This window comes from Cupriavidus sp. BIC8F (assembly GCF_032465815.1).
Taxonomy (GTDB): Bacteria; Pseudomonadota; Gammaproteobacteria; order Burkholderiales; family Burkholderiaceae; genus Cupriavidus; species Cupriavidus necator.
On record NZ_CP136094.1, the window covers coordinates 3,762,764 to 3,786,953 of the forward strand.

22 protein-coding genes are annotated in these 24,190 nt (G+C 64.4%); all 22 read right to left on the bottom strand.

Features of this window, described 5'->3' with window-relative positions:
* Nucleotides 1–39 precede the first annotated feature (39 nt).
* On the bottom strand, nucleotides 40–501 hold the full coding sequence (locus tag RS901_RS17440; protein WP_316150042.1) for a pilin: 462 nt from the start codon (nucleotides 499–501) through the stop codon (nucleotides 40–42).
* Between the two features lie 271 nt (nucleotides 502–772).
* Nucleotides 773–1,234: a lysozyme gene (locus RS901_RS17445; RefSeq protein WP_316150043.1), complete on the bottom strand. Its 462-nt coding sequence runs from the start codon at nucleotides 1,232–1,234 to the stop codon at nucleotides 773–775.
* Complete coding sequence (locus RS901_RS17450) at nucleotides 1,231–1,701, bottom strand: hypothetical protein (RefSeq protein WP_316150044.1); 471 nt, start codon at nucleotides 1,699–1,701, stop codon at nucleotides 1,231–1,233. The genes RS901_RS17445 and RS901_RS17450 overlap by 4 nt, the downstream gene beginning before the upstream one ends.
* Nucleotides 1,702–1,777: 76 nt before the next feature.
* Nucleotides 1,778–2,002, bottom strand: a complete 225-nt coding sequence (locus tag RS901_RS17455) for a hypothetical protein (protein ID WP_410054127.1) — start codon at nucleotides 2,000–2,002, stop codon at nucleotides 1,778–1,780.
* Entirely contained in the window at nucleotides 1,992–3,896 is a 1,905-nt protein-coding gene (locus RS901_RS17460; protein WP_316150045.1) for a hypothetical protein, read from the bottom strand. The genes RS901_RS17455 and RS901_RS17460 overlap by 11 nt, the downstream gene beginning before the upstream one ends.
* Complete coding sequence (locus RS901_RS17465) at nucleotides 3,893–4,306, bottom strand: hypothetical protein (RefSeq protein WP_316150046.1); 414 nt, start codon at nucleotides 4,304–4,306, stop codon at nucleotides 3,893–3,895. The genes RS901_RS17460 and RS901_RS17465 overlap by 4 nt, the downstream gene beginning before the upstream one ends.
* Complete coding sequence (locus tag RS901_RS17470) at nucleotides 4,303–6,966, bottom strand: DUF2341 domain-containing protein (protein ID WP_316150047.1); 2,664 nt, start codon at nucleotides 6,964–6,966, stop codon at nucleotides 4,303–4,305. The genes RS901_RS17465 and RS901_RS17470 overlap by 4 nt, the downstream gene beginning before the upstream one ends.
* 12 nt (nucleotides 6,967–6,978) lie before the next feature.
* Entirely contained in the window at nucleotides 6,979–8,181 is a 1,203-nt protein-coding gene (locus tag RS901_RS17475) for a hypothetical protein (protein ID WP_316150048.1), read from the bottom strand.
* Nucleotides 8,182–8,193: 12 nt separating this feature from the next.
* Nucleotides 8,194–9,393: a hypothetical protein gene (locus RS901_RS17480; protein WP_316150049.1), complete on the bottom strand. Its 1,200-nt coding sequence runs from the start codon at nucleotides 9,391–9,393 to the stop codon at nucleotides 8,194–8,196.
* Nucleotides 9,394–9,402: 9 nt separating this feature from the next.
* Complete coding sequence (locus tag RS901_RS17485; RefSeq protein ID WP_316150050.1) at nucleotides 9,403–13,068, bottom strand: hypothetical protein; 3,666 nt, start codon at nucleotides 13,066–13,068, stop codon at nucleotides 9,403–9,405.
* Between the two features lie 3 nt (nucleotides 13,069–13,071).
* Nucleotides 13,072–13,470, bottom strand: coding sequence for a hypothetical protein (locus RS901_RS17490; RefSeq protein ID WP_316150052.1), 399 nt, complete (start codon nucleotides 13,468–13,470; stop codon nucleotides 13,072–13,074).
* Entirely contained in the window at nucleotides 13,467–17,249 is a 3,783-nt protein-coding gene (locus tag RS901_RS17495) for a tape measure protein (RefSeq protein ID WP_316150053.1), read from the bottom strand. The genes RS901_RS17490 and RS901_RS17495 overlap by 4 nt, the downstream gene beginning before the upstream one ends.
* A 92-nt stretch (nucleotides 17,250–17,341) precedes the next feature.
* Nucleotides 17,342–18,109, bottom strand: a complete 768-nt coding sequence (locus tag RS901_RS17500) for a hypothetical protein (RefSeq protein WP_316150054.1) — start codon at nucleotides 18,107–18,109, stop codon at nucleotides 17,342–17,344.
* An 84-nt stretch (nucleotides 18,110–18,193) separates the two neighbouring features.
* On the bottom strand, nucleotides 18,194–18,649 hold the full coding sequence (locus tag RS901_RS17505; protein WP_316150055.1) for a hypothetical protein: 456 nt from the start codon (nucleotides 18,647–18,649) through the stop codon (nucleotides 18,194–18,196).
* Entirely contained in the window at nucleotides 18,642–19,376 is a 735-nt protein-coding gene (locus RS901_RS17510; protein WP_316150056.1) for a phage tail protein, read from the bottom strand. Before RS901_RS17510 ends, RS901_RS17505 begins: the two co-directional genes overlap by 8 nt.
* Nucleotides 19,376–19,687 (bottom strand): hypothetical protein, encoded by a 312-nt coding sequence (locus RS901_RS17515; protein ID WP_316150057.1) that lies wholly within the window; start codon nucleotides 19,685–19,687, stop codon nucleotides 19,376–19,378. Before RS901_RS17515 ends, RS901_RS17510 begins: the two co-directional genes overlap by 1 nt.
* Nucleotide 19,688: 1 nt before the next feature.
* Nucleotides 19,689–20,732, bottom strand: a complete 1,044-nt coding sequence (locus RS901_RS17520; protein ID WP_316150058.1) for a major capsid protein — start codon at nucleotides 20,730–20,732, stop codon at nucleotides 19,689–19,691.
* A 33-nt stretch (nucleotides 20,733–20,765) separates the two neighbouring features.
* Complete coding sequence (locus RS901_RS17525; RefSeq protein ID WP_316150059.1) at nucleotides 20,766–21,119, bottom strand: head decoration protein; 354 nt, start codon at nucleotides 21,117–21,119, stop codon at nucleotides 20,766–20,768.
* A gap of 3 nt (nucleotides 21,120–21,122) precedes the next feature.
* Complete coding sequence (locus tag RS901_RS17530; protein WP_316150060.1) at nucleotides 21,123–22,211, bottom strand: head maturation protease, ClpP-related; 1,089 nt, start codon at nucleotides 22,209–22,211, stop codon at nucleotides 21,123–21,125.
* Nucleotides 22,212–22,247: 36 nt separating this feature from the next.
* Entirely contained in the window at nucleotides 22,248–22,445 is a 198-nt protein-coding gene (locus RS901_RS17535; RefSeq protein ID WP_316150061.1) for a hypothetical protein, read from the bottom strand.
* Nucleotides 22,442–23,947, bottom strand: coding sequence for a phage portal protein (locus RS901_RS17540; RefSeq protein ID WP_316150062.1), 1,506 nt, complete (start codon nucleotides 23,945–23,947; stop codon nucleotides 22,442–22,444). Before RS901_RS17540 ends, RS901_RS17535 begins: the two co-directional genes overlap by 4 nt.
* Nucleotides 23,947–24,156: a phage head-tail joining protein gene (locus RS901_RS17545; protein ID WP_316150063.1), complete on the bottom strand. Its 210-nt coding sequence runs from the start codon at nucleotides 24,154–24,156 to the stop codon at nucleotides 23,947–23,949. The genes RS901_RS17540 and RS901_RS17545 overlap by 1 nt, the downstream gene beginning before the upstream one ends.
* Nucleotides 24,157–24,190 lie beyond the last annotated feature (34 nt).

Consider the following 24,190-nt stretch of genomic DNA (forward strand, 5'->3'; position numbering starts at 1 on the left):
AAGCGCCCGAAGGCGCTTTCAATAGGCTACGAGGCTAGATTACGATGCCTTGAAGTAGCCCAGAACCAGCGCATCGGCACTAGTGGTGCCCGGAACCCACGTAACGTTGGTGCTATTGACGGTCGGAGTCAGCGTCAGCGTCTTGGTGTCGATACCAGTCTTGATACCTGCCATCGTAATCACTACGGCACCGGTCGTCGCAGTAATCGAGTAGGCCGAGCATTCACTCGTTGTCGTGGGCGCTGCCTTGAGGCCGTAGCCGGTCCAGTCGTCCACCGTCGCAGAGAATGCACCATTCGTCTGCGCGTAAAGCGCAACCGCCAGCTTAAGCGGCTCGGCGCACGCAGCAACCTTCGACAGCTTCGATTTAACCGTGTAGTCCTGATACTGAGGGATTGCCACCGCAGCCAGGATACCAATGATCGCAACCACGATCATCAGTTCGATCAGTGTGAAGCCCTTCTGTACCCGTTGTTTGATTCCCATCCGTTGCTTTTTCATGATTGACCCCCGGAGTTAGTATTGCGCAGCAAAAGTGCTGCTGTGAGCGTAAGAGCAGGAGGCGTGCCAGATACCTCGAATGAGGTAGAGGCGGCGAAAAAGTGACAATTTTTGTCACCTGCCGGTGTTGTGGGAAATGCATGTGACAATTTCTGTCACATTCCAATGATGGGAAGGTGGCAAATTTTGTCACCTGCTTTGCCGGATGGGTGACAAATTTTGTCACCTCATAAAGCACAATTTCAATTAGATGTTAGCGGCGCGATACTCACTATATCAGCGCCGCCTCCGCCTCGCGCCGCAGCACCAGGCCGCGCAGCACGCGCCCGCCGCCGCGGTTCCATTTCCGGATCTCGGCCGGCACGTCGGCCCACCGACCCGCGTTGACGCGCTTGCGCAGCGTGCTCGCCTTCAGGTTGCCGGCCCCGAGGTTGAACGTCCAGTCGATGATCGCGGCCAGGCGGCCGGGCGTGTCGATACCCGGGCACAGCTTCAGCACCGCCGGCAGGTAGATCGTGCGCACCTGGTCGAGCAGCATCACCTCCGCGACCACCCGGGTGATGGGTGGATCGGTCAGCTTCACCACGCGTCCGTCCAGGTACCGCGTCGCCCCGTAGCCGATGGTCGGGACGCCGGCCGGGCACAGATAGGGGCGCAGATACAACCCCTCGAAGCGCCGAGCCAGTGCTGCAGCAACCTGGACTGCCAGCGCGCGAAACTCGGCGACCGTCATACCTTGCTCCGCGACGACAGCACGCGAACGGCGAAGAAGAAGCCGAGGATCACGCCCACCAGCTCGCGGTCCCAATCGCCCATCTTAAAGCCCTGCGCGTTCAGCGCCACACACCACAGCAGCAGTGCGATGGTCGCGGCAGCGGGCCTCACCAGGCCATTCCAAAGGTCGACGAGCCAGATGCCCGACGGCTTCATGGATTCGGCTACAGCCTGACCAAACGTCGTGGCATCGAGGCGCGCGAGATCCGCTTCGGCCTGCACGGCGATGGTCTTGACGCCGAGGTCGGCCTGCAGCTTGATCGACGCCAGGTTGCGCTCGTGCGCGGCGGCGTCCAGATCGCCCTGCAACCGCATGCGCTCGATCTCGTGCTTCTGTTCCTGGTGAGCGGTCCACATCTGGCTGATCTGTTCCCAAATCAACCGGAATGCGGAGCCGCCAAGGAATGAAAGGATTGCGCTGAACATCGGTGTCCTCCTGAAAGTTGTCCAGGTCAACACCGTAGGGTGAGCGGCAGAACGCCGCCTGTGGACGGATTTCGCCTTATACGTCGATGAGCACGACGGTGAGATCCGGGGCAGTACCCTCGATCAAGCCGTCGCGCACGAACACCCGGGTGCCGACCGTCGTGTCACCGCGCGCCTGGACGAGCCCGCCACCAGGTAGCTGGACGGCCGCGACGCCGCTCGTGATCGACACCACCGTGCCTACCTGCAGCGGCGGGTCCGGCATCAGGTCGCGCAGAATCTTGTAGGGGTTACGCAACATGGGTTTCGACTCCGATCGTTTGGAATACCTCGGGCATGCTCACGTCCACCGCGGTGCTGCGCACGATGCCCAGTCGCGTGACGCCGCCGTCGACGTAGCGGACGAACTTGCCCGGCGGGATGACGCCTGTTTCGGCCAGTACCGGCAGCCGCAGCGAGACGTGCGCCTGGCGCCCGGTGTCACCGAGGATGGACAGGCCGCGCTGGCGTGCCGCGTCGGCGTGCGTGATGAGCGCGTCGGTCACCATCGGCGCGAGGATGTCGCCGGCCGTGCCGCCGCGGGTGACCTGGCCGAGCACGCCCTGCCCCGCACCGCTCACGAACACGCGGTTGTAGGCCGGGCGCTGCAGCCACTCGATACCCTCGCGCATAGTCACGTCCGCAGGCAGTTCAAAGTCGGGGGTGACCGAGCCCCAGTTCCACGGCGCCGTCGGGTACTTGGACAGCACGTTCAGCGTCTTCTGGCTCGGGTGCGGCTGGATGTACGCGCCGGCCGCGCCAGCGATGGCGTTCAGCGCGGTGATGTAGCTCCCCTGGTGCGACCAGGCGCCGGTCGGAACCAGCCAATCAGTCAGCCCCCAGTTGACGGTCCAACCGATGCTCGCGCCGTTGATGGTCAGTGCGTCGTTCATCAGTTGCTGTGCCGTGCGCGCCTGCGAGTTGCTGAAATTCTGGACCGGCGCATACGGGGCGCCGAGCATGGCCGATTTCCCCTTGCCGCTCACGCGGATGGCGGACCGGCCGAACGTGCGCTCGCGGCTGATCTGTTCGGCCAGCACCCGATAGGCCGTGCCATTGATGACGGCTTCGAGCTCGACCGGCGTTCCGTCGGAGCCGGGCTCGATCGCGTCGAGAGTCGTGTCCGGCAGGGCCGCGTTGAAGCCCCACGTCCAGGAATCCGCGTCGATGCTCATTGAGAGCGAGAAGGTGGGCAGATCGACGTTACCGTCGACGCGCCGCAGCAGCACGTTGTTGATCACGATATAGACCCTTTTGACGGGAACGATGACAGTTTCGACAGGCTCGGGCGGCTTTTCCTCATCGCAACGGTACTTCGCAAAGTTCAGCTTGATGTCATTGCCCGCATAGTCCAGCCACGGGCAGATGAAGTTCAGCAGCGTCGACGGCTGGTACTCGGGTGGCTGCGGCGGCACCACGATCTGCTCGTGGCCGTAGCCTGGGCGGCGGGCCTCCTGCCAAGGCACCTTTGTCGTGTGCGGGGCGTGCCGGCCCGGCTGGTAGTAGCTACTGATGCGGCGATATACCGGCTTTGCCTCCTGATGGCGCTGCTTCACCACGGGCTTGACGGGTCGACCGTTCTCGAACAGCGAGGCCTCCATCCGCTTCAGCGGTGCGGCCTCCTGCCACCGGGTGCCAGCGCCGACCTTGATGTGCGGCGCGTACTTGAAGGCCGACTTCAGCGCGCGTCGGAGCGGGGCGGATTCCTGATACGGCAGCTTCGTGATGGCGCGCTGCTTGGCGGCCTGCTGGTGGATTGCGGCCCTGCTGGCCTCCAGCCGGCGACCGTCCTGCCACGGCTCGGCGCGCACGGGCTTCAGGTTGACCGCGTTCTCGTACCGATGGGTCTTGCCCGGCTTGATGTGCGCCCCGTCCTGGTAGGCCGCGTTCGTGGCGTGGCTCGGCCCCCGGAACACGCGGTTATCGTAGTTGGCCTGGACGTGCAGCGTCTGTGTCGTGTGCAGCGTCATCGTCAGCGCGGCGCTGACCGGGTGCGCCTTCTCGGCGTCGCCGACGATGTGCAGGGTCGGCGCAGCCTTGACGAGTTGAACCGTGGCGACCGTAGCGACGCCATCCGGGTTCAACGTGAAGTTAAGGTCTACATGGTTCCCCGCTGGCGGGGTGTAAGCCTTGTGGAAATTCAGATCGACGCTCACGCTTCAACCAGCGATGCCACCGACGCCGACACGTCGCCCCCCTCGTAGAGTTGAGTGGTAGGCGTACCGCCTGCCGACAATGCAACCTCCGTGCCGACCCCCACATCCATGTCGGCGATCCAAGTGCCATCGCTGGCGGTGATGCGCGCCCACGAGGCTGTGCCGGTCTTCAGCGCCAGTTGTGACGCGCCGATCAGCAGCGGCAACGTGGTGCCCGAGATCGTGCCGGCCGACGGATAGGCGAACGGCAGCGCCGCGAGCTTGACCTGCGAGGTAATGGCGTCGCCGCTATTTGCCGGGCGCGTGCCGGAGTAGATGTTCAGCGTGCCGGCCGCACCGCCACCGTCGATAGCACGGGTCAACGCCTTGAGGCGGTCTTGGATCACAGTGGTGGAAAGGGCGAGCGTCACAGGATTTCCTCGACAAAGGGGAGCATAACGGGAGGCCCTGACGGGATGCACTTGCGCACGGCCGCCCAGTCAAGCAGGTGGCTGCCAGAACCGCCAACGGCCCCTCGGTGAATCGACAGGTAAGCTGCCGCCGTACTGGCCCCGGTGCGAGACGACACCACCTGATCGTTGACCTTGGCGACGACACTACCGTCGCTGTTGCGCGCCACGGCAAGCCGCCCGGAGTTGGCGATGGAAACCGCGTTCAACTGGGGGGTGAAGCGGCCATTGGTGCTGGTGGTGGCCTCCGCGCCGATGTTCAGTCGGGATTGTGTGGTGATGTCGCCGGTGTTCTCGACTGCCGCCACGGCTGCGTTGTTGCCGGCGCCACTCGTCCACCCGAACTGGCTGCTAACCGTGCCGGCGCTGGTGGCGATACCGAAGGACGCATAGGCAGCCAGCGCCTCCAAGCCTGCGGCGAAGGTGGCGACCGACTGGGCATACCATACGCTCCCGTTGCCAAGTAGCCATATGGTAGTTCCGGACAGGCCACCCCCACCCCCGTTGTAAAACCACCGGCTGTTCAGCGTCACGGTCTCGAAGTCATCGAACAGCGTCGGGAACACGGCGGCGCCGTTGCTGGTCTTGGTGGGACGCACCCCCGTACCGTAGTTGAGGTAGACATCCACCGGGCCAGCGTCGAGGTCGCCCGGCAACTTGACCCAGTAGTAGGCGACGCGATCCCCAACGCTGCCGATCACCTGCTCCAGCCAGAAGTCCAGTTCGTTGCCGCTGGTGTCAGTGAACTTGATGTCGGAGTCGCCATTCTTCAGCAGCGGGAACGCCTTGGCGGTCACGACAACATCGGCCAGCGTGGCGCAGTTCGAGGTGGGATTGAGCGGGGTGGCGTTCTCGCCCACGCGGATCAGAGCCGGGTAGCCCGTACTCAGGCCAGTGCTGCCTGCCGTGAAGCGTAGTTTCTGCCGCGCCGAACGGGCCGAAACGCCGCCCACCGCCGTGATGTTGTCCTGCACCACGGCGTTGTAGGTCTTGCTGTAGTCACGCCCAAGCACCAGATAGCTCTTAGTCGGGTCGATCCCCGAGAACGAGTAATTGCCGCTGGCATCGCTCCACGCAGCGCGGATTCGCGTCATCGACGCGAGTTCGAACAACTGTACGCGACGCTGTGCCGGCACGTTATTGACGGTCACCCGGCCGGCCACGGTGCCGACCCCACCCCAAACCATGTCGCGCAGTTTGGCGAAACTGGGCATTCCCCGACGCTGGAAGTTCGGGATGGCGCGGCTGTAGATGCGCGACAGCTTCGGCTGCGTGACGCGCTGCGGGGCGGCGTCAGCAAACGGCGCGACTGGCGGAGTGAAGTTGCCGGTATAAGCGGCGCCGCCGTTGAGGATGCGCAGTTCGTCCATGTAGCCGGCGTAGTAGCCCGTGCTGCTATCGCCACCGATGTAAAGCGGCTGTGACGAACCGGTTGCCAGGGCGGCGGCGAACGACACCGAACCGATGGCTGTGCCATTCAGGTACAACGTGATCGTACCGTTGTAGCGCACCAAGGCAACGTGGTAGGTCGTGTTGGCAACCAGTGTGCCTGCGGCGGCGATGGTCTGGTCCCACGAGGTGCCGTTGGTCGAGAAGTCGGCCTTCAACTGCGCGCCGGTACGGTATAGGTTGAACCCTGCGAAGGCTCCGTTGTTGGCTTTCTTCAGCAGGTAGGCGTTGCCTGCCGCCACCGTGGTCGGACGAATCCACAGTTCGATTGTGAAATCCCTAGCACCAAAGTTCAGCTCCCACGAATCGTTGAGCGAGAAGTAGGCCGGGTTGCCGGTGAAATACGCGCAGCCGGCGCCAAACTGTTGCACCGAGGCGTTGACCGTGATCGGATAGCTCGGGCTGCTCGCCAGAGTGCGACCGAACGGGCTACTGTCCTTGAAGTACAGCCCCGTTGCCGTGTCGAAGTGCATCAGCAGCACGGGATCGGGTAGCGGGTTATCGAACGCGGCTGCAGGCGGCGTGAACGCGGCGGTATAGCGCGCCACCCCCTTCGTGATGCGCACCTCGTCGTAATAGGCTTCCAGCCATGTCGCCCCCGCCGTGAAGTTCGACTGGCCGAGCACCACGCCAAGTCCAGCGGTCCAGTTGATCGAATAGCCGGCTGCCAGCGTGGCGCTGCCCTTGGCAACCCCACCCACCCACACTTGCAATTGATTGCCAGCGCGGGTCAGCGCCACATGCGCGAACGCGCCGGTCGGCAGGTCGCCCGCTGCGCCTGCAATCAATTGCACGCCGTTGGCGTACACCTGCACCTCGCCGTTGGCGCCGCGCTGGATCAACCAGTCGGTGCCGGACCCCGCGCCATCCCACCGCCCGATGATCGCGCCACCGTCCGCCCCCTGCGACACCGGCCACACGAAGGCTTCGACGGTGAAGTCGCCGCTGCCAAAGTTGAACGCCGCAGAGGGAGGCACCAGCAGATAGTTCCCGTTGGCATTGCCGGTTTTCAGCGAGGCCGAGCCGAACTGCTTCTGCACGGTGCTCAGGGCCGCCGTGCCCTTGCAGGTTGGCGAGAAGGTGTATAGGGAGGCGTCCGGTACGCTGGTGCTAGCGTTGGTGCCGTCACAGTGCAGCAGCAGTGAGACGTTGTTCTGGTATTGGTCAGCCATATCGTCTCGTCCTTAGCGCCACGGGCCGGTAACGTCCAACAAGGTCACGCCCCACAGGGTGCCAACTGCGGACGTAGATGCGGCGTGAGATACCGCCATCCCTTGGCGACCCGGCAACGCATCGAGGGTAGCGAACCTGTACCGATTCGGAATCGGCCAGCCGGCACCAGACATATTCTGCGTAAAGTGGTAGAAGCCGGGAAACTGGCCCCGAATGCCGCCATCGTGAACCACGTTCACGGCAGTGATCAGCACCCCATTGTCGTGCGGGCCGGGGAAGGTATTGCCGACATACAGGTACGACGTACCCCCGGAAGCAGTCTGCGTTCCCTGCTGCTGATGCATGGCACCGCACCTATAGGCATTGATAGACGACACCTGCCGGTTCGCCTGTCGGGGCAGGTAGACACCCCCGGCTGTGACACCCCAGCTCCACGACATGTCGTTGCCATTTACTGAGCCGCTGGCGGTGTAGTCGGCGGCGAACCCCGCCAACGCCATCGCGTAGACATCGGCCCCGCTGGTGTTCTGCGGCAGCAGGTCGCCAAAGAACCACATCTGGCCGTTGCCCGCATTGAGCGCTTCGACCCACATGTAGAAGCCGCGCTCGTCTCCGAACAGCATCCAGTTGCGCGCCGTCGCGTTGGCGGTGTTCGACTTGGGGAAGTACAGCCCCGGCGACGCCATCTGCGCGGTGCTCGGGAACTGATTCACCCCCGTGTTGATGTCCGTCATCGACTCGTAGGCATAGCCGCGAGCATTGGTGGTGCCGGTATCGTCCAGCCGTAGGTAGCCGCCGAAACTGCCCGCTGCGGTCAAGGTGTAGGCGGCAAGGTTCGTACCGGAAAACGGCTTGCTCCAGCCCTGCCCGAGCGGCGACACCTTGGCGGTGATGGTGCCGGTCGCGGTCTGGTCCGCGATGCCCGGCGCGGCGAACTTGATCTGCGTGGTGGAGACATAGGTGACCACCTTGTCCCCGTTCAGGCCGGCAGGCGTCGCCCCGGCGATCAGTGCGGTGGAGCCGAGTTCAAAGCTGTGGCCGGCGTTAATCGTCACCGTCGCCACGTTGCCGGCGACCACGATGGAATCGACGGTCTTCAGCCCATAGCCGTTGATCAACACCGCGTCCAGCAGTGAGATCAGTGCCCCTGCGGTGCCACTCAGCACCGGGTGCCCGCCGCCTGCTGCGTAGCTACTGTAGATTTTGACTGACATTCTCGTTTTCCTTTACGTGCGCCACGGCCCGATGTTGTCCATCAACACGCAGCCCTCGTAGAGGGTGCTCGCGTTGCCCGGGGTTCCCACCTTGACCGCCTGAAGCGTCTTGCCCGGCAGGGAGTCGATACCGGTCACCGCATCGATATGGCTGGTTGCGTTTAGGAACGCACTAGCGCCGTTGATCACGTAATACATGCCGGGATAGGTGCCGCGCAACCCCCCGCCCTCAAACAACGCAACCGCTCCAACAAACAACGCCCCGTCGATGGGGTTGGGGTAGGCGGTCAGGCTGGGGTGGAGTGCCGCAGCCCCGGAGTAGGAGAGGGCGCTGGGGCTTCCCCCTAACGGGGATCGAGTCGGAGCCACCGCCGATCCGAGTTGGGTGTAACTCCGAGCGAACCAGCAGGTGGTGTCGGCATTGGTGCTGCAACAGCCTTGTAGGTAACTGGCACCACCCGCTGAGGTCTTGTCTGACGTGGGGCCGGCAATATGTACCGCCCACTGATCGGTGCCCCCCTGCGCCAGAATGTCGCCAAAAAAGTGGAGGACGCCGTGAATTACGCTGGTGGGATTCGGCGCCATCCACAGATAGAAGCACCGTTCGTCACCCATGACGATCCACGGGCGGGACACGGCGTCCTGCGTACTGGACTTCCCCCAATATGCCCCCCCACTAACTTGGGTGGCAGTGGGGAACAGGCCGGAGTAGGAATTGATGTCCGTCATCGACTCGCAGCCCCACACTCGCGCAATGCGGGCCGTGCTGCCGGTGTCGTCCACACGCAGATAGGTGCCATAACTCTGCGGGTCGTTCGACTTGTACGCCGCGAGGTTGGTGCCGGAGAACGGCTTGGCCCAGCCGAGCGGCGTCAGCTTGGCCGTGATGGTGCCGCCGATGGTGCCATCCGCCACGCCGGGGCATGCGAACTTGAACGTGGTGGCGTTGGCGAAGGTGATGCGCCAGTCGGCGTTCAGTGCGCCCACGGCTGCACCGGCCAAGGTCATCACTTGGTTGAGCGAGTAGCCGTGACCGGCGCCGACCACGGCGGTCGCCACGCCGCCAGCGACCACCAAGGAATCGAGCGTCTTGGGGTTGAACCCGTCCTTCAGGCAAGCGTCCAGCACTGAGATCAGCGACCCGGGGTTGCCGTGCAGGACTGGGGCGCTGCCGTTGAAACTGTAGAAGGTTTTTACCGAGGTTGCAGGCATCCCTTGTCCTTATGCGTCAATGTCGCCACGGATTTGCAGCCGGAACGAATCGCTCTGCCCCGTTGCACTTGATTGCAAAACCGTGCGCGCCAGCCACAGGGGGTAGTTGGCGGCTGCAGTATTGAACCGCAACACGTTGCCGGCGGCCCATCCACCCCCAAAACCGAGCGCCTTCAGCGTGAAATAGGGTTGCCCGGTAGACGGGTTCGTGGGGGAGCAATCGGTGTTGACATTACCCACCGCAATCTGGCCGACAGACTCACCGATCACGCGGAAGTTGATCGTGTCGGTGAATACGATTGCCCACCGCTCCTGGATGCAGCTCTTGTCGGTCAGCACCAGCGGGTAGCTGGCAAAGTTGTAGTTAGCCGACGGCGAGCCGCCCGACGCCGTATCGGCGAACACCGAGGACCAGGTGGTCTGCGTGAAGTTCAGCGACATCCGCGCCTGCAGGTCGCCAAAGATCAGCGCCGAACTGACCTTCGACTCGTTGGCCGGGTAGGTGTGCGTGAGCTGCTTGGTGAACGCCAGCTTGCCGGTGATCTGCACGTCCGACAGCAGCGCCATGTCCTCGATGCGGTTCTCGACGTAGATCGGTGCGGTCATGCCGGCAGTGCTAACGGTCGGGCCGAACGTGAGCTTGCCGCCATCGAGGTCGGTGGTGTACATGGTCGGGTCCATCACCACCGGGTTGGTCGGGGTGCTGTCAATCACCCGCATCGCGGCGACGCGCACGCGACCGACATCGACCACCAGGCCGTTGCTCGGCGTCACCGCCTGCTTGGCCGTATGGTGGATCACCGCGACATAGCCCTTCTGGAAGATCGGCACCCGGCCGTCGGTCGGCAGCCGCACCGGGTCCAGGCCCAGGATCGAAGCGTCGAGCGGTAGATACGAATAGGCCACCGCGTTGAACGTGATCGTGTCGGCAAACACCGGGTATGGTTTGAAGATCTTGCCGTCGGTGCCAACCGCCGCCACGTTGTACCAGATCGCGCTTTCATTGCCGGCGGCGGTCACGCGCTGGCCGAAGCGCAGGCTGACCACGCCGGTCTGGTAGTTGACCGAGCCGATCACGTTCGTGCCGGTGATCGTGCCGTCGGCGTTGGCGGTTACGCTGGCCGTGCCGCCTGTCACCGGGCTGTACGAGATCTGCAGCGAGCCAGTCACCACCGGCGCCTGCGGAATCCGGAAGCTCACGAAGTCGACCGGCTGGCCGGTGACCTTGGTCAGCAGCGACGCGAGCACGATGGCGTTGCTGGCGCCCGGCGTCCAGTTGGTCAGCACCATGTCGCCGGTCGCGTAGTTGATGCTGCCGGCCAGCGTGCCCGAGTTGGTCGCCGAATTGAAGTCCGTGTACAGGCTGCCGTTGCCGTTGCCGTCGTAGAAGGTCTTGCCGCCCCAGGTGAACATCACCGAGCCCGGGATCACCGGCTCGTTGTACAGATAGGTCAGGTCGCAGCCCCACTGCGCGAGCGTAACCTGCTGCTGGAAGGCCGTGCCCTGCGTGGTCATGTACTCCACGTCGACCACCCCTGTCAGGTCGTTCGGGTAGGTCGCGGCAGCGTTGTAGTACGTGATGCCGGTCATCGCGTTCTGATAGACCGGTTCGTTGATGTTCACGCCAAAGCCGTTGGCGTTCTTCATGAAGCCGATCCGCTGCGACGAGTAGGTCGGTTGCGGCAGGCTGACCGTCATGTCGGGCTTGAACGTGATCGTGCCGGCCGTGGAGTTCACCACGCCGTTGGTCACCGCCGTGCTGGTGCCGTCCGCGTTGTAACGCTTCAGGTTGCCGGCGCCGTCTCCCTGCGCAGTGATGTACGGGTCGATCTTCACGTACTGCATTTGCGCCGGCACGTTCGAGATCACGCTGTAGTCGCTGATCACGACGTTCCAGGTGACCTTGGTCGTGCCGGGCACGATGTTCTGGTCATTCAGCGTCAGGTTCAGGTTGCCGCTGCCGTCGCGCGCCGGCGCGGCGAAGTGCTGCGTCTTCTTGGTGCCCAGGTTGTAGTTCAGCGTGAACACCGTGCCGCCTGCCGGCACCGCATTGGGCGTCAGCCGGATCTCGTACTGACCGTTGATCCAGCGGATGAAGCCAGTGCCGTCGCCGCTGAACTGCTGCGTGGCGACGTTCAGCGTCGCGGTGTTAGTGCCGGACGGCAGCTTGGGCCAGGTCACGGTCACCGTGCTCATCACCAACTGCTGCGTATTGTCGCTCGGCGTGATCAGGAAGCTCACGTATGGCGCGAGCGGCGTCGTGTTCGAGCGGTTGAAATACTGCGGCGCGCTGGCCCAGGCGAACAGGATCGACGAGGCATCGTCGGGCAGTGCGCCGAGCGTGACCGTCACGTCGCCGGTGGCGTAGTTCACGGTGCCGACGCCGAGGCTCGGGTCGCTGCCCTTGATCGAGCCAATACTGCCGCCGCCCTGGTCGGTCAGCGTGTACCAGTTGCCCTGCGACATATAGGCGACCTGCAGCCGGCGCGGCGCCGGGGCCGGGTACAGCCGCTGCACGAACACGTTGACCCGGTTGGTCTGGTCGATGTCGATGGTGGCGGTGTTCATCGCCATGACCGGCACGCCAGCCGGCATCCAGGTCATCGTCACGTTGCCGGTGGTGCCCATGCCCTGCGACAGCAGCACCGTGTTGGTGGCATATGAAACCGTGCCGACCACCACCCCCGAGGCCGTGAGCACCAGGTTGCCAGCACCGTCATCCTTGGTCGGGCCGAACACCAGCGTGCCGGGCTGGATCGCGGTCGGCACATAGATCGTCTGCGGATAGGTGCCGGGCACCGATACCGTTTGCTGCTGCAGGGTGGTGCCCGACTGCACCGCCGGGTTGGTGTTGCCGGCCGCGTTCAGGTTAGTCAGCGGCGTCTGCTGCTGGGCGCTTGGCACCAACTGCGAGAAGATCGACGCGGCCTGCACGTTCACGTCGCCCGGGTTGGCCTGCTGCGTCAGCGGGGTCACGCCGTAGTAGTTGGCCGCGTTGGCGACGATGGTGTCACGGCAGATTGCCTGGTTCGACGCTGTGGTGTCGTACGGGCTCGGATCGGGACCGTTGAACGTGTACAGCAACTGCGAGCTGATGGTGCAGGTCACCATCACGCCAGTCCACTTGTAGCCCGACGACAGCGTGAACTCGCGCTGCACGCTGGTCACGGTCTGCACACGCACGTACTGCAGGAACTCGGTGCTCAGGCCCTCGTTCTGCACCAGCACCAGCGTGCCGCCGACCTTGGGCGTGGCATCGCCGATCTTCAGCAGCAACTGGATGCTACGCTGGCCGGCGAGCTGGTTGCCGAGCAGTTGACCCGGCCACTTCACGGACTTCGCCAGGTAGCTCTGCACCGCGTTGGCTGCGTCGCTGCGGTGGTCGGTCCAGCTCTTGGTGCTGAACATCGTCATCGAGATCGCGGGATCGTCAGGCGCCTTGAGCACGATGGCGTGCGCGCCCAGGTAGGTGTCGGTCCCGGTCACCTGCACCGACGGATATGCCTTGCGCAGCGCGATCCGGCCGTAGGTGCGGTCCAGCTCCGACACGTCGGGAAACAGGTTGTTTGAGGCGCCGTCGACCACCTCGTTCGCCGTGATACGGCCGCCACCGTTGTCGGTGTCGAGCAGTACCTCGGATTGCATCAGTTTGATGTCGCCGCTTTGAATGGGCATCCCTTAAATCTCCATGATCCGCAGGGTGGCGAGGTAGAAGTCGGCGCTAACCACGTCGCTGTAGTGAACCACCGGATGGGCCTCCAGCCCTGCCCCGTCGTGGTGTCGGAAGATCACCGTGCGAGCTTGCCCGCGCAGTGTAAGAGTCATTTGCTGCCCAGCGACTGCGGCCCAATTTCGCAATTGATCGATCACGTCCCGGCTCATCCAGCCGCTTTCGTCATCGGCGGGCTCGAGGGTGATCGGGCGCCCGGCGATTCGGGTGGAGGCGCTGACGATGAGCGCCCCGGTGATCGTGCGCTGTGCCGTCTGCTCGACCGGCGCCCAGTTGTTTTCGTCCGACCAGTACAGATCGGGGCTCAGGTCGACGGACGTTGCGCCGACCGCGAGGGTGATGCTCATGTGTTGGACCTCCCCGAGAGGCTTTCGAGTTGCCGCATGACTGCGGTCAGGTTTTGGGCGTCGTCCTCACCTTGCACGTTGACCGGCGTGTTCTTCCCGTTCACGTTGATGTGGACAGTCTTGGCGCTAGCCGTCTTCTGCGTGTCCGCTTTCTTCACCAGGGCCTGCACGGCTTCCAGGGCGTTGCGCGCCTGGTTGTAGGCCGTATCGACACTCCGCGCGCCCTCAAGCGAAAACTGGGCTCGGTATTGCTCCATCACCTGCCGGTTGAACGATGCCGCCTGGAACGCCGCCTGCGCCGTCTTCAGGTCACCAGCCTCAAGCGTTCCGCGGGCCTGCTTGTCCGCGAGCACGGCGATGGCATCGTTCTGCGAGGCGGTCACCAGGTGCGGGTTCGCGTTGTTGCCACCCTGCCCATGCCCCGAGGCGGCGTTCTGCGCGTTCGTCACCTCGGTGTTGCGCAGACGGATGGCGTCGATTTCGAGCTGCAACTGGCGGACCTGTTCCTCGCCGGCCTGCGCCTCCTGCAGCTTGGCCTGCGCATTGCGGATGCGCAGTTCAATCTCATCCTTCTTAGCCGGCAACAGTTGGCCGGAAGCCTCCAGGCTGGCGCGCTCGGCCTCGGCTGCGGCGATGGTCTGCTTCGTCTCAGCCTCAACGGCGGCGATGTGATTGCGCACCCCGGTGATCTGGATTTGCTTCTGGCGGATCTGGTATTCCTGCGCCTCGCCGACACGCCCGTACATCAGGGCTTCCTGCTCCATCGTCTTGTAGTGCGCGAGGTTGGCGCGGGTACCGATTTCCGTCTCGGCGGCGTCCTGGCGCAGCGCGGCGATCTTGCGCTCTGCGGCACGGGCGGTGTCAGCCAGGGCGTCGCGGTACAGACCCTCGGCGGAGGCGGCGTCGGCGGCCGACTTGGCAACGTTGGCGTGCGACTCGTCGTTGTTGACCTCCTGCGCGCGCATCAGGGCGAGTTCCCGACGCGCCGCCTCGGCAGCCGCCCGCAGTTCTTCCAGGCGTGCAGCGTTGTCCTTGTACGTCTCGGCAGCCAAGCGGCGTGCGACCTGTTCGACATCAGCCTGCGCGGCGGCCTGCTTGGACCGTTCCGCTTCAGCCTGTTTCTTCTCGATCAGGTCGTTCAGCGTTTTGATCTGGTCCTCTTGATCCTTGCGCAGATTCGCGGACCCGCCAGCGGCGATAATCAGGGACTCGGCCTGCGCCTTGAGGAATATCACCTCCTGCTCGCGCGCGGCCGACAGCGTGCGGAGCGCCGCAGCGTCGCCATCTGCCGCCGTCACGGCAGCCTTGCGCATCTCGATTTCGTTGCCGCCGAGGTTGGTCAGCGCCACCAGGGCCTCGCCTTCATGCTTCTTCGCTAGGGCGAGCTTTTCCGCGACCAGCGTGTTCTGCTCGGCCGTCTTGTTGACCTCCAGGTAGGCGCCCTGGATGGCGACCCAACCCTGCGCCGCGCCGACCGCCTGCGTTCCTGCGGCAGCTGCTGCCGCGCCGGCACCGGCCTGCGCTTGGGCATTCCCTGCTGCGGCCCCGGCAGCGGCGGTGTGCGCCTGCGCATTGGCTGTCACGCCGGCAGATGCACCTTGTGCTGCGGTGCCCGCCTGCTGTGCTGCCGCACCCATACTGCGCTGTGAATCGGCAACGCTGTCACCGCCACCGGCCATTTCCTCCAGGGCGCGGCCGAGCTTGGCCTGGCGCTCGATCATCTGGTCGAACAGCACCCCCGTCTCTTTGTATGCACCCGCGATGTCCCCGTGGATGACGCCGGCCGTAAGGGTCGCCGTCTGCTTGACCGCGGTGAACACCAGGTCGAGGGTCGTCGACACGCCCATCATCACCGAACCAGCCACCACCCCGAGGGCGCGCAGCGCGGTCGTCAGGACGGTCATCGCGCCGGTATCGCCGATGGTCTGCGAAGCGAGGGTCATCGTGTTCTTCAGGCGCGCCCACGTCGCCTGAAAGCCCTCGACCTGCTCGGTACCCTTGGCGATCGTCTTCGTCAACTGATCGGCCAGCGCGGGCAGCATGTCGGCAGCCATGAGCTGGCCCGCCTCGACCATCTTCGTTAATTGCTTGACCGACAGGCCCAGGCCGTCTGCGGCCACCTTCAACGCGCCTGGCAGCGAATCCCCGAGCTGCTGCCGCAGTTCTTCCATTGACACGGTGCCCTTGCCCGCCATCTGCGAGAGGGCTTCCAGGGCCAGGGCGGCGCGCTCGCTCCCCTGCCCCATCATGCCGGTTGCGCGGGTGACCGCGGCGAATACCGCTTCGGTGGTGCTTGATGCGATGCCGGCCTGCTGCATCGAGACGGCGAACCGCTTGTAGGACTCGCTGATCTCGCCGACGGCCACGCCCGAGCGGTTCGCCGTCTCGCGCAGGAACTCGATCTGCCGTGCCGCCTCCTGCGTGCTGCCCGTCGTGATGGCGAGCGTGCGGCGCATCGACTCCAACTGGATGTTGGCGTCCAGGAACTTCTTCGCCAGTTCGATGCCGCCGTAGGCTGCGGCGAGTTGCCCGAACGCACTGGATACCAGTCGGCTCGCCGTCGACGTTTTCTGCGCAGCCTCGCCCGTCTCGTTCAGGGACTGCTTCAGCGCCTCGATGCGCCTCTGGCCGGATGCAAAGGCGCGATCAAACTCCGCGCCACTCACCGAGGCGTCGTTCGCCAGCAGGTGCAGCGCGCCGTTGATACGGTCAATCTCCAGGCGGACCGACTGCGCAGCCTTCACGCCCGTCACAGCGAACGCATCATCGAGCGCCTTGCGGGACTCCGCAGCACTCTTTTGGAAGGCGACGTACCGCTGCTCCGCAGCGATCTTGGCCTCCGCAGCGGTCTTCGCCAGGGCTTGCGACTCGGCGTACTGGCGCCGCTCGGCGTCCAGTTGCTCGCGCGCTGCGGCGCCCAGCTTGTAGCGATTGTTGATCTGAAGGGTGGTCAGGCGGTCTTCTTCCGCCAGGGCGGCGCGCTTGCGCTCTGCGGCGTCAGCTTCAGCCTGGCGCAAGGCGACCACGGCGGCCTGCTGCTGCTCGATCGAGCCGACAGTCTCTGCGAACGCGCGGCCTAGCGCGCCCTGCGCCTGCGTCATGTCCTCGGTGGCGACGCCGGTAGCCTGTAGCGCCTCGCGCGAATCGTTCAGCGACGCGGTGCGCCGGGTGAGTTCCTTTGTGGCCGCAGCGACTTCGGTGTTGGCGAGTTTCGACTGCGCGGCCAGTTGCTTTTCGGCCTCGGCGGCATCGCGGGTCGCCTGCTGCGCGGACAGCAGCGCGTCCTTCTTCTCGCGCAGCGCGGCGCGCGTATCGAGAACGGCGTTGCTGAGTTCCTGGACCTTCAGTTTGTAGTCGGCACTGGTCTTGCTGGCCTCGTCGTAGTTCAGCTTGAGCCGGGCCAGTTCCTCGCGCTTCTCGGAGAGTGCGCGCTGTGCATCGCGCACAGCCTGCTTGGCTTGGTCCTCAGACTCTTGGAACTTCGCGGTGCTGCCGGAGAGGTCGGACAGTTCCTTGCCAAGCGCCGCTGCGGCCTCCTTGGCCTTCACCTGGTCGACGGCCAGCTCGTCGACGGCCGTTTTCAGGGAAACAAACTGGTCGATTGCGTCCTGTTGCGTGGCGAGCTTGTCCAGCTCATCGCCAAGGCGCTTGAATTCGGGTGCTGCGTCGCCGCCCTGCTTCGCCAAGTCCTGAACGTCTTTGGCAAGGTTGCGGATGCTCTCGGCGCCGACGGTCGAGGCAGTAACCTGTAGGGAAACGTCGCGGTTGTTGTCTGCCATGTGGGCCCTGCGCGAGAAGTGGATTGATGTGGGGGAGCGTCAGCGCCCTCCCCCGGCACCCGTGACGAACGCCACGGGCTGGCGCGCTTCGATTACGACGCGCTGTCGCGCAGTTCGACAGTGAACGGCTCGGTCTTGCCAACCGGGGTCTTCAGACGACCCGGCATGGTGACCTTGGCGAAGTCGTTCTGCAGGAAGTCGAACGCGCTGTTCGACGCGATCACGGCTTCGTACACGTCGACGATCACCGGCAGGTTGTCGGCGAAGTTGATGCCGTCCAGGCGCAGACGTGCGCGCACCATCGGGCTCGTCACGCCGCGGATCAGCGAGCCGGTCACGGCGTTATACGAGCCGGTCACCTTGAGCGGCTGAGCGTCGGTGATGGCACCGCCAACCTTGGCGCGAATCCAGCCCATGCGCCAGTTGACCTCGTAGTCGGTATCGAGCACGTAGGTCGTGCTACCCGCCGCGTTCTTCACGAGGAAGCCCGTCGCCGAGAAGTTGTTCTTCGACAGCTCCACCCATCCGTTGAGCTTGGCGGTCACGGCTTCGTCGGTGATCGTGCCGGCAGCGCGGTTCACATCCACGTCGGTACCGAGCAGCGCGGTAGCCAGCGATTCTCGGTTCACCTCGGACAGTTCCAGTGTGAATTCCGTCGGCTTCGGCAGCGCGACGGTTTCCAGGATCTGACCGTAGGTGTTGCGGCCACGGGAGGTGTTGTCCTTCAGGTCGGTCGAGGGCTTGATCTCGAACTTGTTCGCCTCATACGGACCCTTGAAGGTGTCGAATTGGGCGGTAGTAGGGTTGTAGCGGGCGATGTAGAGGTCGCCGGCGCCGATAAAACCACGAGCAGCAGTCATAGATGTTCTCCAGGGAGTTTAGCCAGCACTGGCACGTCAGCAGTGTGTCGATCCGCCGCACGCCGCGCCTGTGGATGGATTTCGTCAGGGGTTGGTCAGATCCTCGACGTACAGCACGTCGATGTGAATGCCCGCGAAGACCGTTTCGGCACCGTCCTCGCGCGGACCGATCACGCGGCCCTTATATGTCATGCCCTTGGCCTTGCCGTTCAGGCGCATGCCGTGCTTCGGTTCGCCGGTGAAAATGGCGCGCTTCATGTCGGCGATGAGCAGGTGCGCCGCGTCGTTCGGGTTGTTGGGGTCGCACGCGGTGTGTGCCTCCATCATGTACCGCTGACTGATGCTAACTGCGGTCAGCGCATCATCCTGCGGCGTGTCGTTGCCCTCGACCAGCACGACGCACGGCACGTCCGTCTCGGCGTCCAGGGCGCGCTTGCCGCGGTACACCTTCGCGCCGATGTCCGTGTGGAAGCCGTTTGCCACCGTGATCTGCGTGAGCCGGTTGTACAGTTCGAGCGCGATGTCGCTGGCCTTAGTCATTTCCGAGTGCCTTTTTCAGTTCGTCCGCAGTGAGCGCCACCACGGTCTTGCCGAGGCGGTCGGCCACGTCGTCCAGGAACGCTTCGTCCAGGGCGGCGCGGAACAGTTGGTAGACCGACGGGCCGTAAAGCGACCGCAGATCGCCGCGCTTCTTCCCGCTGGTGCCGGGCTTGCGCGTCATCACCAGCAGGTTTCCGCTTTTCTTCGCGCGGAGGAAGAACGACTGCACCTTCGTGATCGGCTTGCGGGCGCCTCGGGTCACCTCCACCGAGATCCCGTCCTGCTTCATCCCGACCGGGATGCCGAGTTTGGCGTTCCCGATGCGCAGCTTCCACTCAAGCGACTTGCCGGGCTTTCGCGGATTCATCCCATATGCGCCGGCCTTGAACGAGTCGTTCGGGTACTTCACCGGGCGCGTGAGCTGCGTGGCGCCGTACTGCGTGAGCGTGGTGCTGCGCCCGCGCGCCAGGATCTTCGCCGTCGGCTTCGCCGGGTCGGTGGCCGGTTCGACCGACATGCGATCATCGAGGTAGCTGTCGGGCAGGTTGATGCCGGCGTTCATCTTCTGCCGGGCATCTGCATACGCTTTGTTGGCGACCTGGTTCACCGCCGTGACTGCGGCGCGGCCGAGCGTCGCATCGTCCAGGTGCGCGAGTGAGTCCGCCACCTCCTGCAGCGTGGCAGTTTCGATCGTGACCTGAAACGCGGACGCGCGACCGCCTGCCATCAGGCGCTCCGAAGCACGTACCGTGCGGTGTAGCCGTTGTCGTCAAACGGCGGAGAGTCGATCACGTAGGATTCGCCCGGGACAGGCTGGCCGTCTGCGTCGACGAGATTCAGGGTGTTGCCCTTGCGCGCCGCGAGCGACGTTTGCAGGGTCGCCACTGTGCGCAGGTAGGTCATCGGACCTTCTGTACCCATCACCTCGACGTTCCGCTCGATATTGACGCGGCATGCCGTCGAAGCGCGCAAAACCGCATCCTCACCCAATCGAGCGAGGATGCGGTCCGAGAGGCGTTGAAACGCGCTCAGTGCCACGTTACGAGATCGAGAGTTCGATCACCGCGTCCGGGCGGGTGCAGAGATGGATCGGGTTCGACTGCGCCTCGATCTCCACGCCCTTGTTGAAGTCCAGCAGCTCCTGCTTGGCGTAGTACGGCAGGCCCATCGTGTTCACCGTCTCCATGTAGTCGGCAGGCACGAAAGTGGTGCTGAACAGTGCCGGCACGCCTTCCGGCACCATGTGAGCCTTGCCGTCAGCAATGAAGTCGACGCCGCCGATCTTGCCGCGGTATTCCTCCCACACCACGCCGGCCCACATGAAGCCACCGCTCGGAGCACCGCCACCGCCGCCCTTGCCGTTGTTGGCACCGGGCCCGCGCAAGTCCTGTTGCAGCATCGCACGGTCCTGGAAGTTGTCGTAAGCGCGCTGCACGGCCGGATGGTCGACGAAGGCGTCGAAGAAACTGGCCGAGCACAGCACACGGATGCCGCTGTACTCTAGGGCGCCGAGCTTTTGTTCCATCGTGCGCTTGACGCCAACCACCTTCGAGCGCAACTTGGTGGCATCGACGTTCAACGCCAGTGCGGCAGTCGTCTTGCTCAGGCCAAAGGTCTGGAACAGGTCGAGCAGCACCGAACCGTCGGCGTCCAGCACTTGGCCTTTGATGGCACCCATTCGCTGGTATTCGATCGTGGTGTCGATGTTGCGACGCAACTTCATCAGACGTTTGCTCACGAGCGTGGTGACCAGTTGCTCGTCCGTCTCGCTACCGAATGCGCGGACGTTCTGCACCTCGTCAGCGTTGATCGTGTCGCGCTGCGGCAGGTGGATGGACGGCACGGCCACCAACTTGCGCTTGTCACGCGGGACGTTTTGGCCCGGGGCGCCGCGGGAGCCGGCGGGGACCAGGGTGATCGTCTCGCCCTGACGCTCGATCATCATTGAGGTCGTGCTGACGCCATCCTCGGCGAACCAGCCCAGTTGCTGGATACGCTTCGGCTGGAAAGGCACATCGTTGATGGCCTTCGTCAGCGATACGACGCCGAATGCGTCGTTGTTGAAAATATCGAGTGCCGGCATGTGCGGATCTCCTATTTGATGGTGGAATTCCGCTTAGTCGCGGATGACGATGCCGGCGGTTGCCAGGTCTGCACGGGCCGGGGCATCGAGGCCGACCAATGCGGCGGAATAAACTTCTGCGGCGCGGGCGATCACGGTGACCTTCTGGTCGGCTGCCAGGTCGGGCGCGGCGGCGTACAGGATCGCCACAGCAACCTGCGAGCCGTCGGTGGCGCCGTCGGCATAGGCTACGTACTTGCCGGTGGCGGTAATCTTGCCGAGCAGGGTGCCGGCGGTGAGTGCGGCGGCAGCGGCGGCCAGGGTGACCTGCTCACGGCTATACATGCCCTCGGCTTCCGAGAGCAGGAATTCCGCCGTGTGCAAACCTTCGGTGTAGGTCGTCGGCATGTCTTAGACTCCTTGATTAACTTTGTGGCGCGCAGCCCAAATGCTGGAGGTCGAAACCGCCTCGGGCTGCGCGGCATTGGCGGTCGAACGGGAAACAGGCTTCGTGGTGTCGACGTGCGACTGCTCGCTCTGCGCGGCCAGGCGGGCGCACAGTTGCTCGCGGACCTTCTCGATGGATGCGCTCGCATAGATGAACGCGGCAGCGTCGTCCGGCCGGCTGGCGACGGCACACAGCGCGGTGATCTCGCGGGCCGTCTCGATGTGCGCGCGGGCAACGTCGAGCGAGGCTGCTTGCACAGCCCAGTGCGCGGCGTAGGTCTGCAGGCCGTGCTCGGTAGCCAGCGCGAGGATCTGATCGGCGACGGTGGCCGTCGGCGTGTTCACCGGATCAGGCGTCGGCGTCGGCTCGGGGGTCGGCGTCGGCTCGGGGGTCGGTTCCGGGTCGGCGTTCGCCGCAGGCTTGAACAGCGCCTGGACGTTCTGCGGCAGGCGGTCGAGGTCGTACACGGCGGCGGCCACCTTCAGCGCCGGCTCCATTTCATCCGCGAAGCCCTGCGCCACTGCGTCGGCCGCGCTCAGCCACGTTTCTGCGGCGAGCAGCGCCTTCACCTCGTCCTCGGTGCGGCCGGTGCGCGCGACGTAGGTTCCGATGAGCGAGGCGCCGATCTTGTCGAGCACGTCGGCCATGTCGCGCATCTCATCGGCGTTGCCATAGATGCCGTTGATGGGGTTGTGGACCATCATGAAGGCGTTTTCCGGCATGACGATCTTGTCGCCAGCCATCGCCAGCAGGCTCGCAGCACTTGCGGCCACGCCGAGCACCTTCACGGTGATCTCGGCACCGCTGGCGCGCAGGGCGTTGTACATCGCCAGGGCGTCGAATACCGAGCCACCCGGCGAGTTGATGTCCATGTCGATCTTTTTGACATCGCCGAGCGCCTTCAGGTCGGCGATGAACATTTTGGCAGTGACACCCCACGCGCCGATCTCGTCGAATACCGAGATTTGCGCAGGCTTGTCGCCGGCCTTGGCGGTGATCTTGTACCAATCTTTCATGGCTTTGAATCCTTTTGATGTGCGGATTTTCGTCATCCGCAAGCGTTCCCGCCTGTGGATAGATTTCGCGGGTCAGCCAGCGTCCGTATCGACGGCTTTATCTCGGCGCCGCAACTTGTCCCGGATGAACACGTAGAGCTGCAAGCACGCGAGGATGAACGTCACCCACAGCAGCGCGGCCGGCAATGCATTCGTGATGATCTGAATGACGCCGACGACAGCCGCCCCCGCGGCTTTGCTCAGGTCCGTGAACAGTTCTGTCAGGGTCATTTCTTCGCCTTTTTGGAGTCGGGGTACTGACCCGGCGAGACGCCACCGGAGTTGTCACCAGCGGGGCCATTGGCCCCCTGCACCGGTGCGGTCGGAAGACCAAGTTCTTCTTCCCGCTTCAGATCGGCCGCGCGCTCGACATCGGTGTGCTCCGCGTCGTCACCCTGCTGTGCAATGACGCTGGACCGGCTGCGGAAGCCTGCGGCGACTTCCATCTGTTTTCCCTGCACGTCCTGTACTGGGTGGATGTACTGCCAGCCGTGCGGCGCCCATTCGACCGCCTTGGCGTCGTCTGCGATCGACATCGGCAGCGCGCCGACGAGCACAGCCTGGTCAACCCAGGCGTCACGCACCTTTTGGCAGAACATCGGGATGATGACGTGCCACTGGCGCTGCTCGACGAAGCGACGGAACTCCTGAATGACTACGCGCAGCGTGCGGTCGCTGACGTTGATGATGTCGCCGGACAGCAGTTCGTATGGCACGCCCTGCCCCGCGGCGGTTGCCAGGTGCTGCGTGCGCATGTACTCGGAATAGGTCGTTCCGGCCTCGGGCGGGTTGCTGAATACCACCTTCTCGCCCGGCAGAAGTTCCTGCGAGATGCCCGGCTGCATGGCGACTACCGGCGTCCCGTCGGCTTCGGTCTGCACAGCCTCCCCCGTGATAGGGTTAATGCCGTCCGGCGCAGTCGGCACCTGTTTTTCGACAAAAGCCGCGAACAGGTTGGCGATCTTCTGGCGCTCCAGCACCGCGTCGTCGAAGTCCGCGACATTGCGTAGGCGGGCCAACACCGACGCGAACTCGGCCACGCCGCGGAGCTGACCCGGGCGCTTCGGCTCAAATACGTGCAACATCTCGTCGGCCGGCACGCGCACCAGTTGCGATATGTTGATGTTGCCGGCAGCGAAGTCGGTTGGGTGAGCCTTGTATATCCAATACGCGACCCGTGCGCCGAGGCGGTCGATCTCGATGCCCTGGCGGATCTTGTTCCCGACGGGCAGGCCCGGCCACGAGTCCGTGTCCAGTTGCGGAACGAAGTCGGACTCGATGACCTGGACCTGCAGCGGCACCTCCATTGAGCCCTTTCGGCGCCAGCGTAGGCGTGCAAACACCTCGCCCGACTCGATCCACGAGCGCGTGACCAGCGCCTCCTGCGCATAGAAGTTCAGCACACAATCGGCATCAGACTGCGCGGTCCACCGATCCCACAGCGCCGCAGCGGCCTCCTTCTTTGCCTTGTCTTTGATCCGCTTGGCGCGCGGCACGATGCCGGTACCGATAAGGTTCGTGACCCACCGCTGACTGCCCGCGCTGGCCGTCCAGTCGTTGCGTGCGGCATCGCGCGAGCGGTCGCGCACCTTCGGTGCCAGCGATATGGCACGGTTCGGGCCGGTGGAGGGGGCATTCCACCCGCGCATGCGCCGACCAGATCCGCCTGCGTCGTAGCTGGCAACGACCGACAAGACGGCGCGGCTGACGGTGCTTTTGATACGATCAAACATCAGTACCCCCGTCCGCCGTAGTACATCTGTGTGCGCCGGCGCGGCGCCTGCGGGCCGGACTGGGTGAGTTGACGCTGCATGTCGTCGCGCGCCTGGATCAACTCGGGGATGCTGGCGTAGGTGATGCTCTGACTGCCGAGCGTCACCCGGCGCTCGCCTGCGGCGATGGCCTTGTTGAGCGCGTCGATGTCGGATTGGGTGACCGGCATGGGGTGACCTTGGATGGATGCACGCCGATTCTCG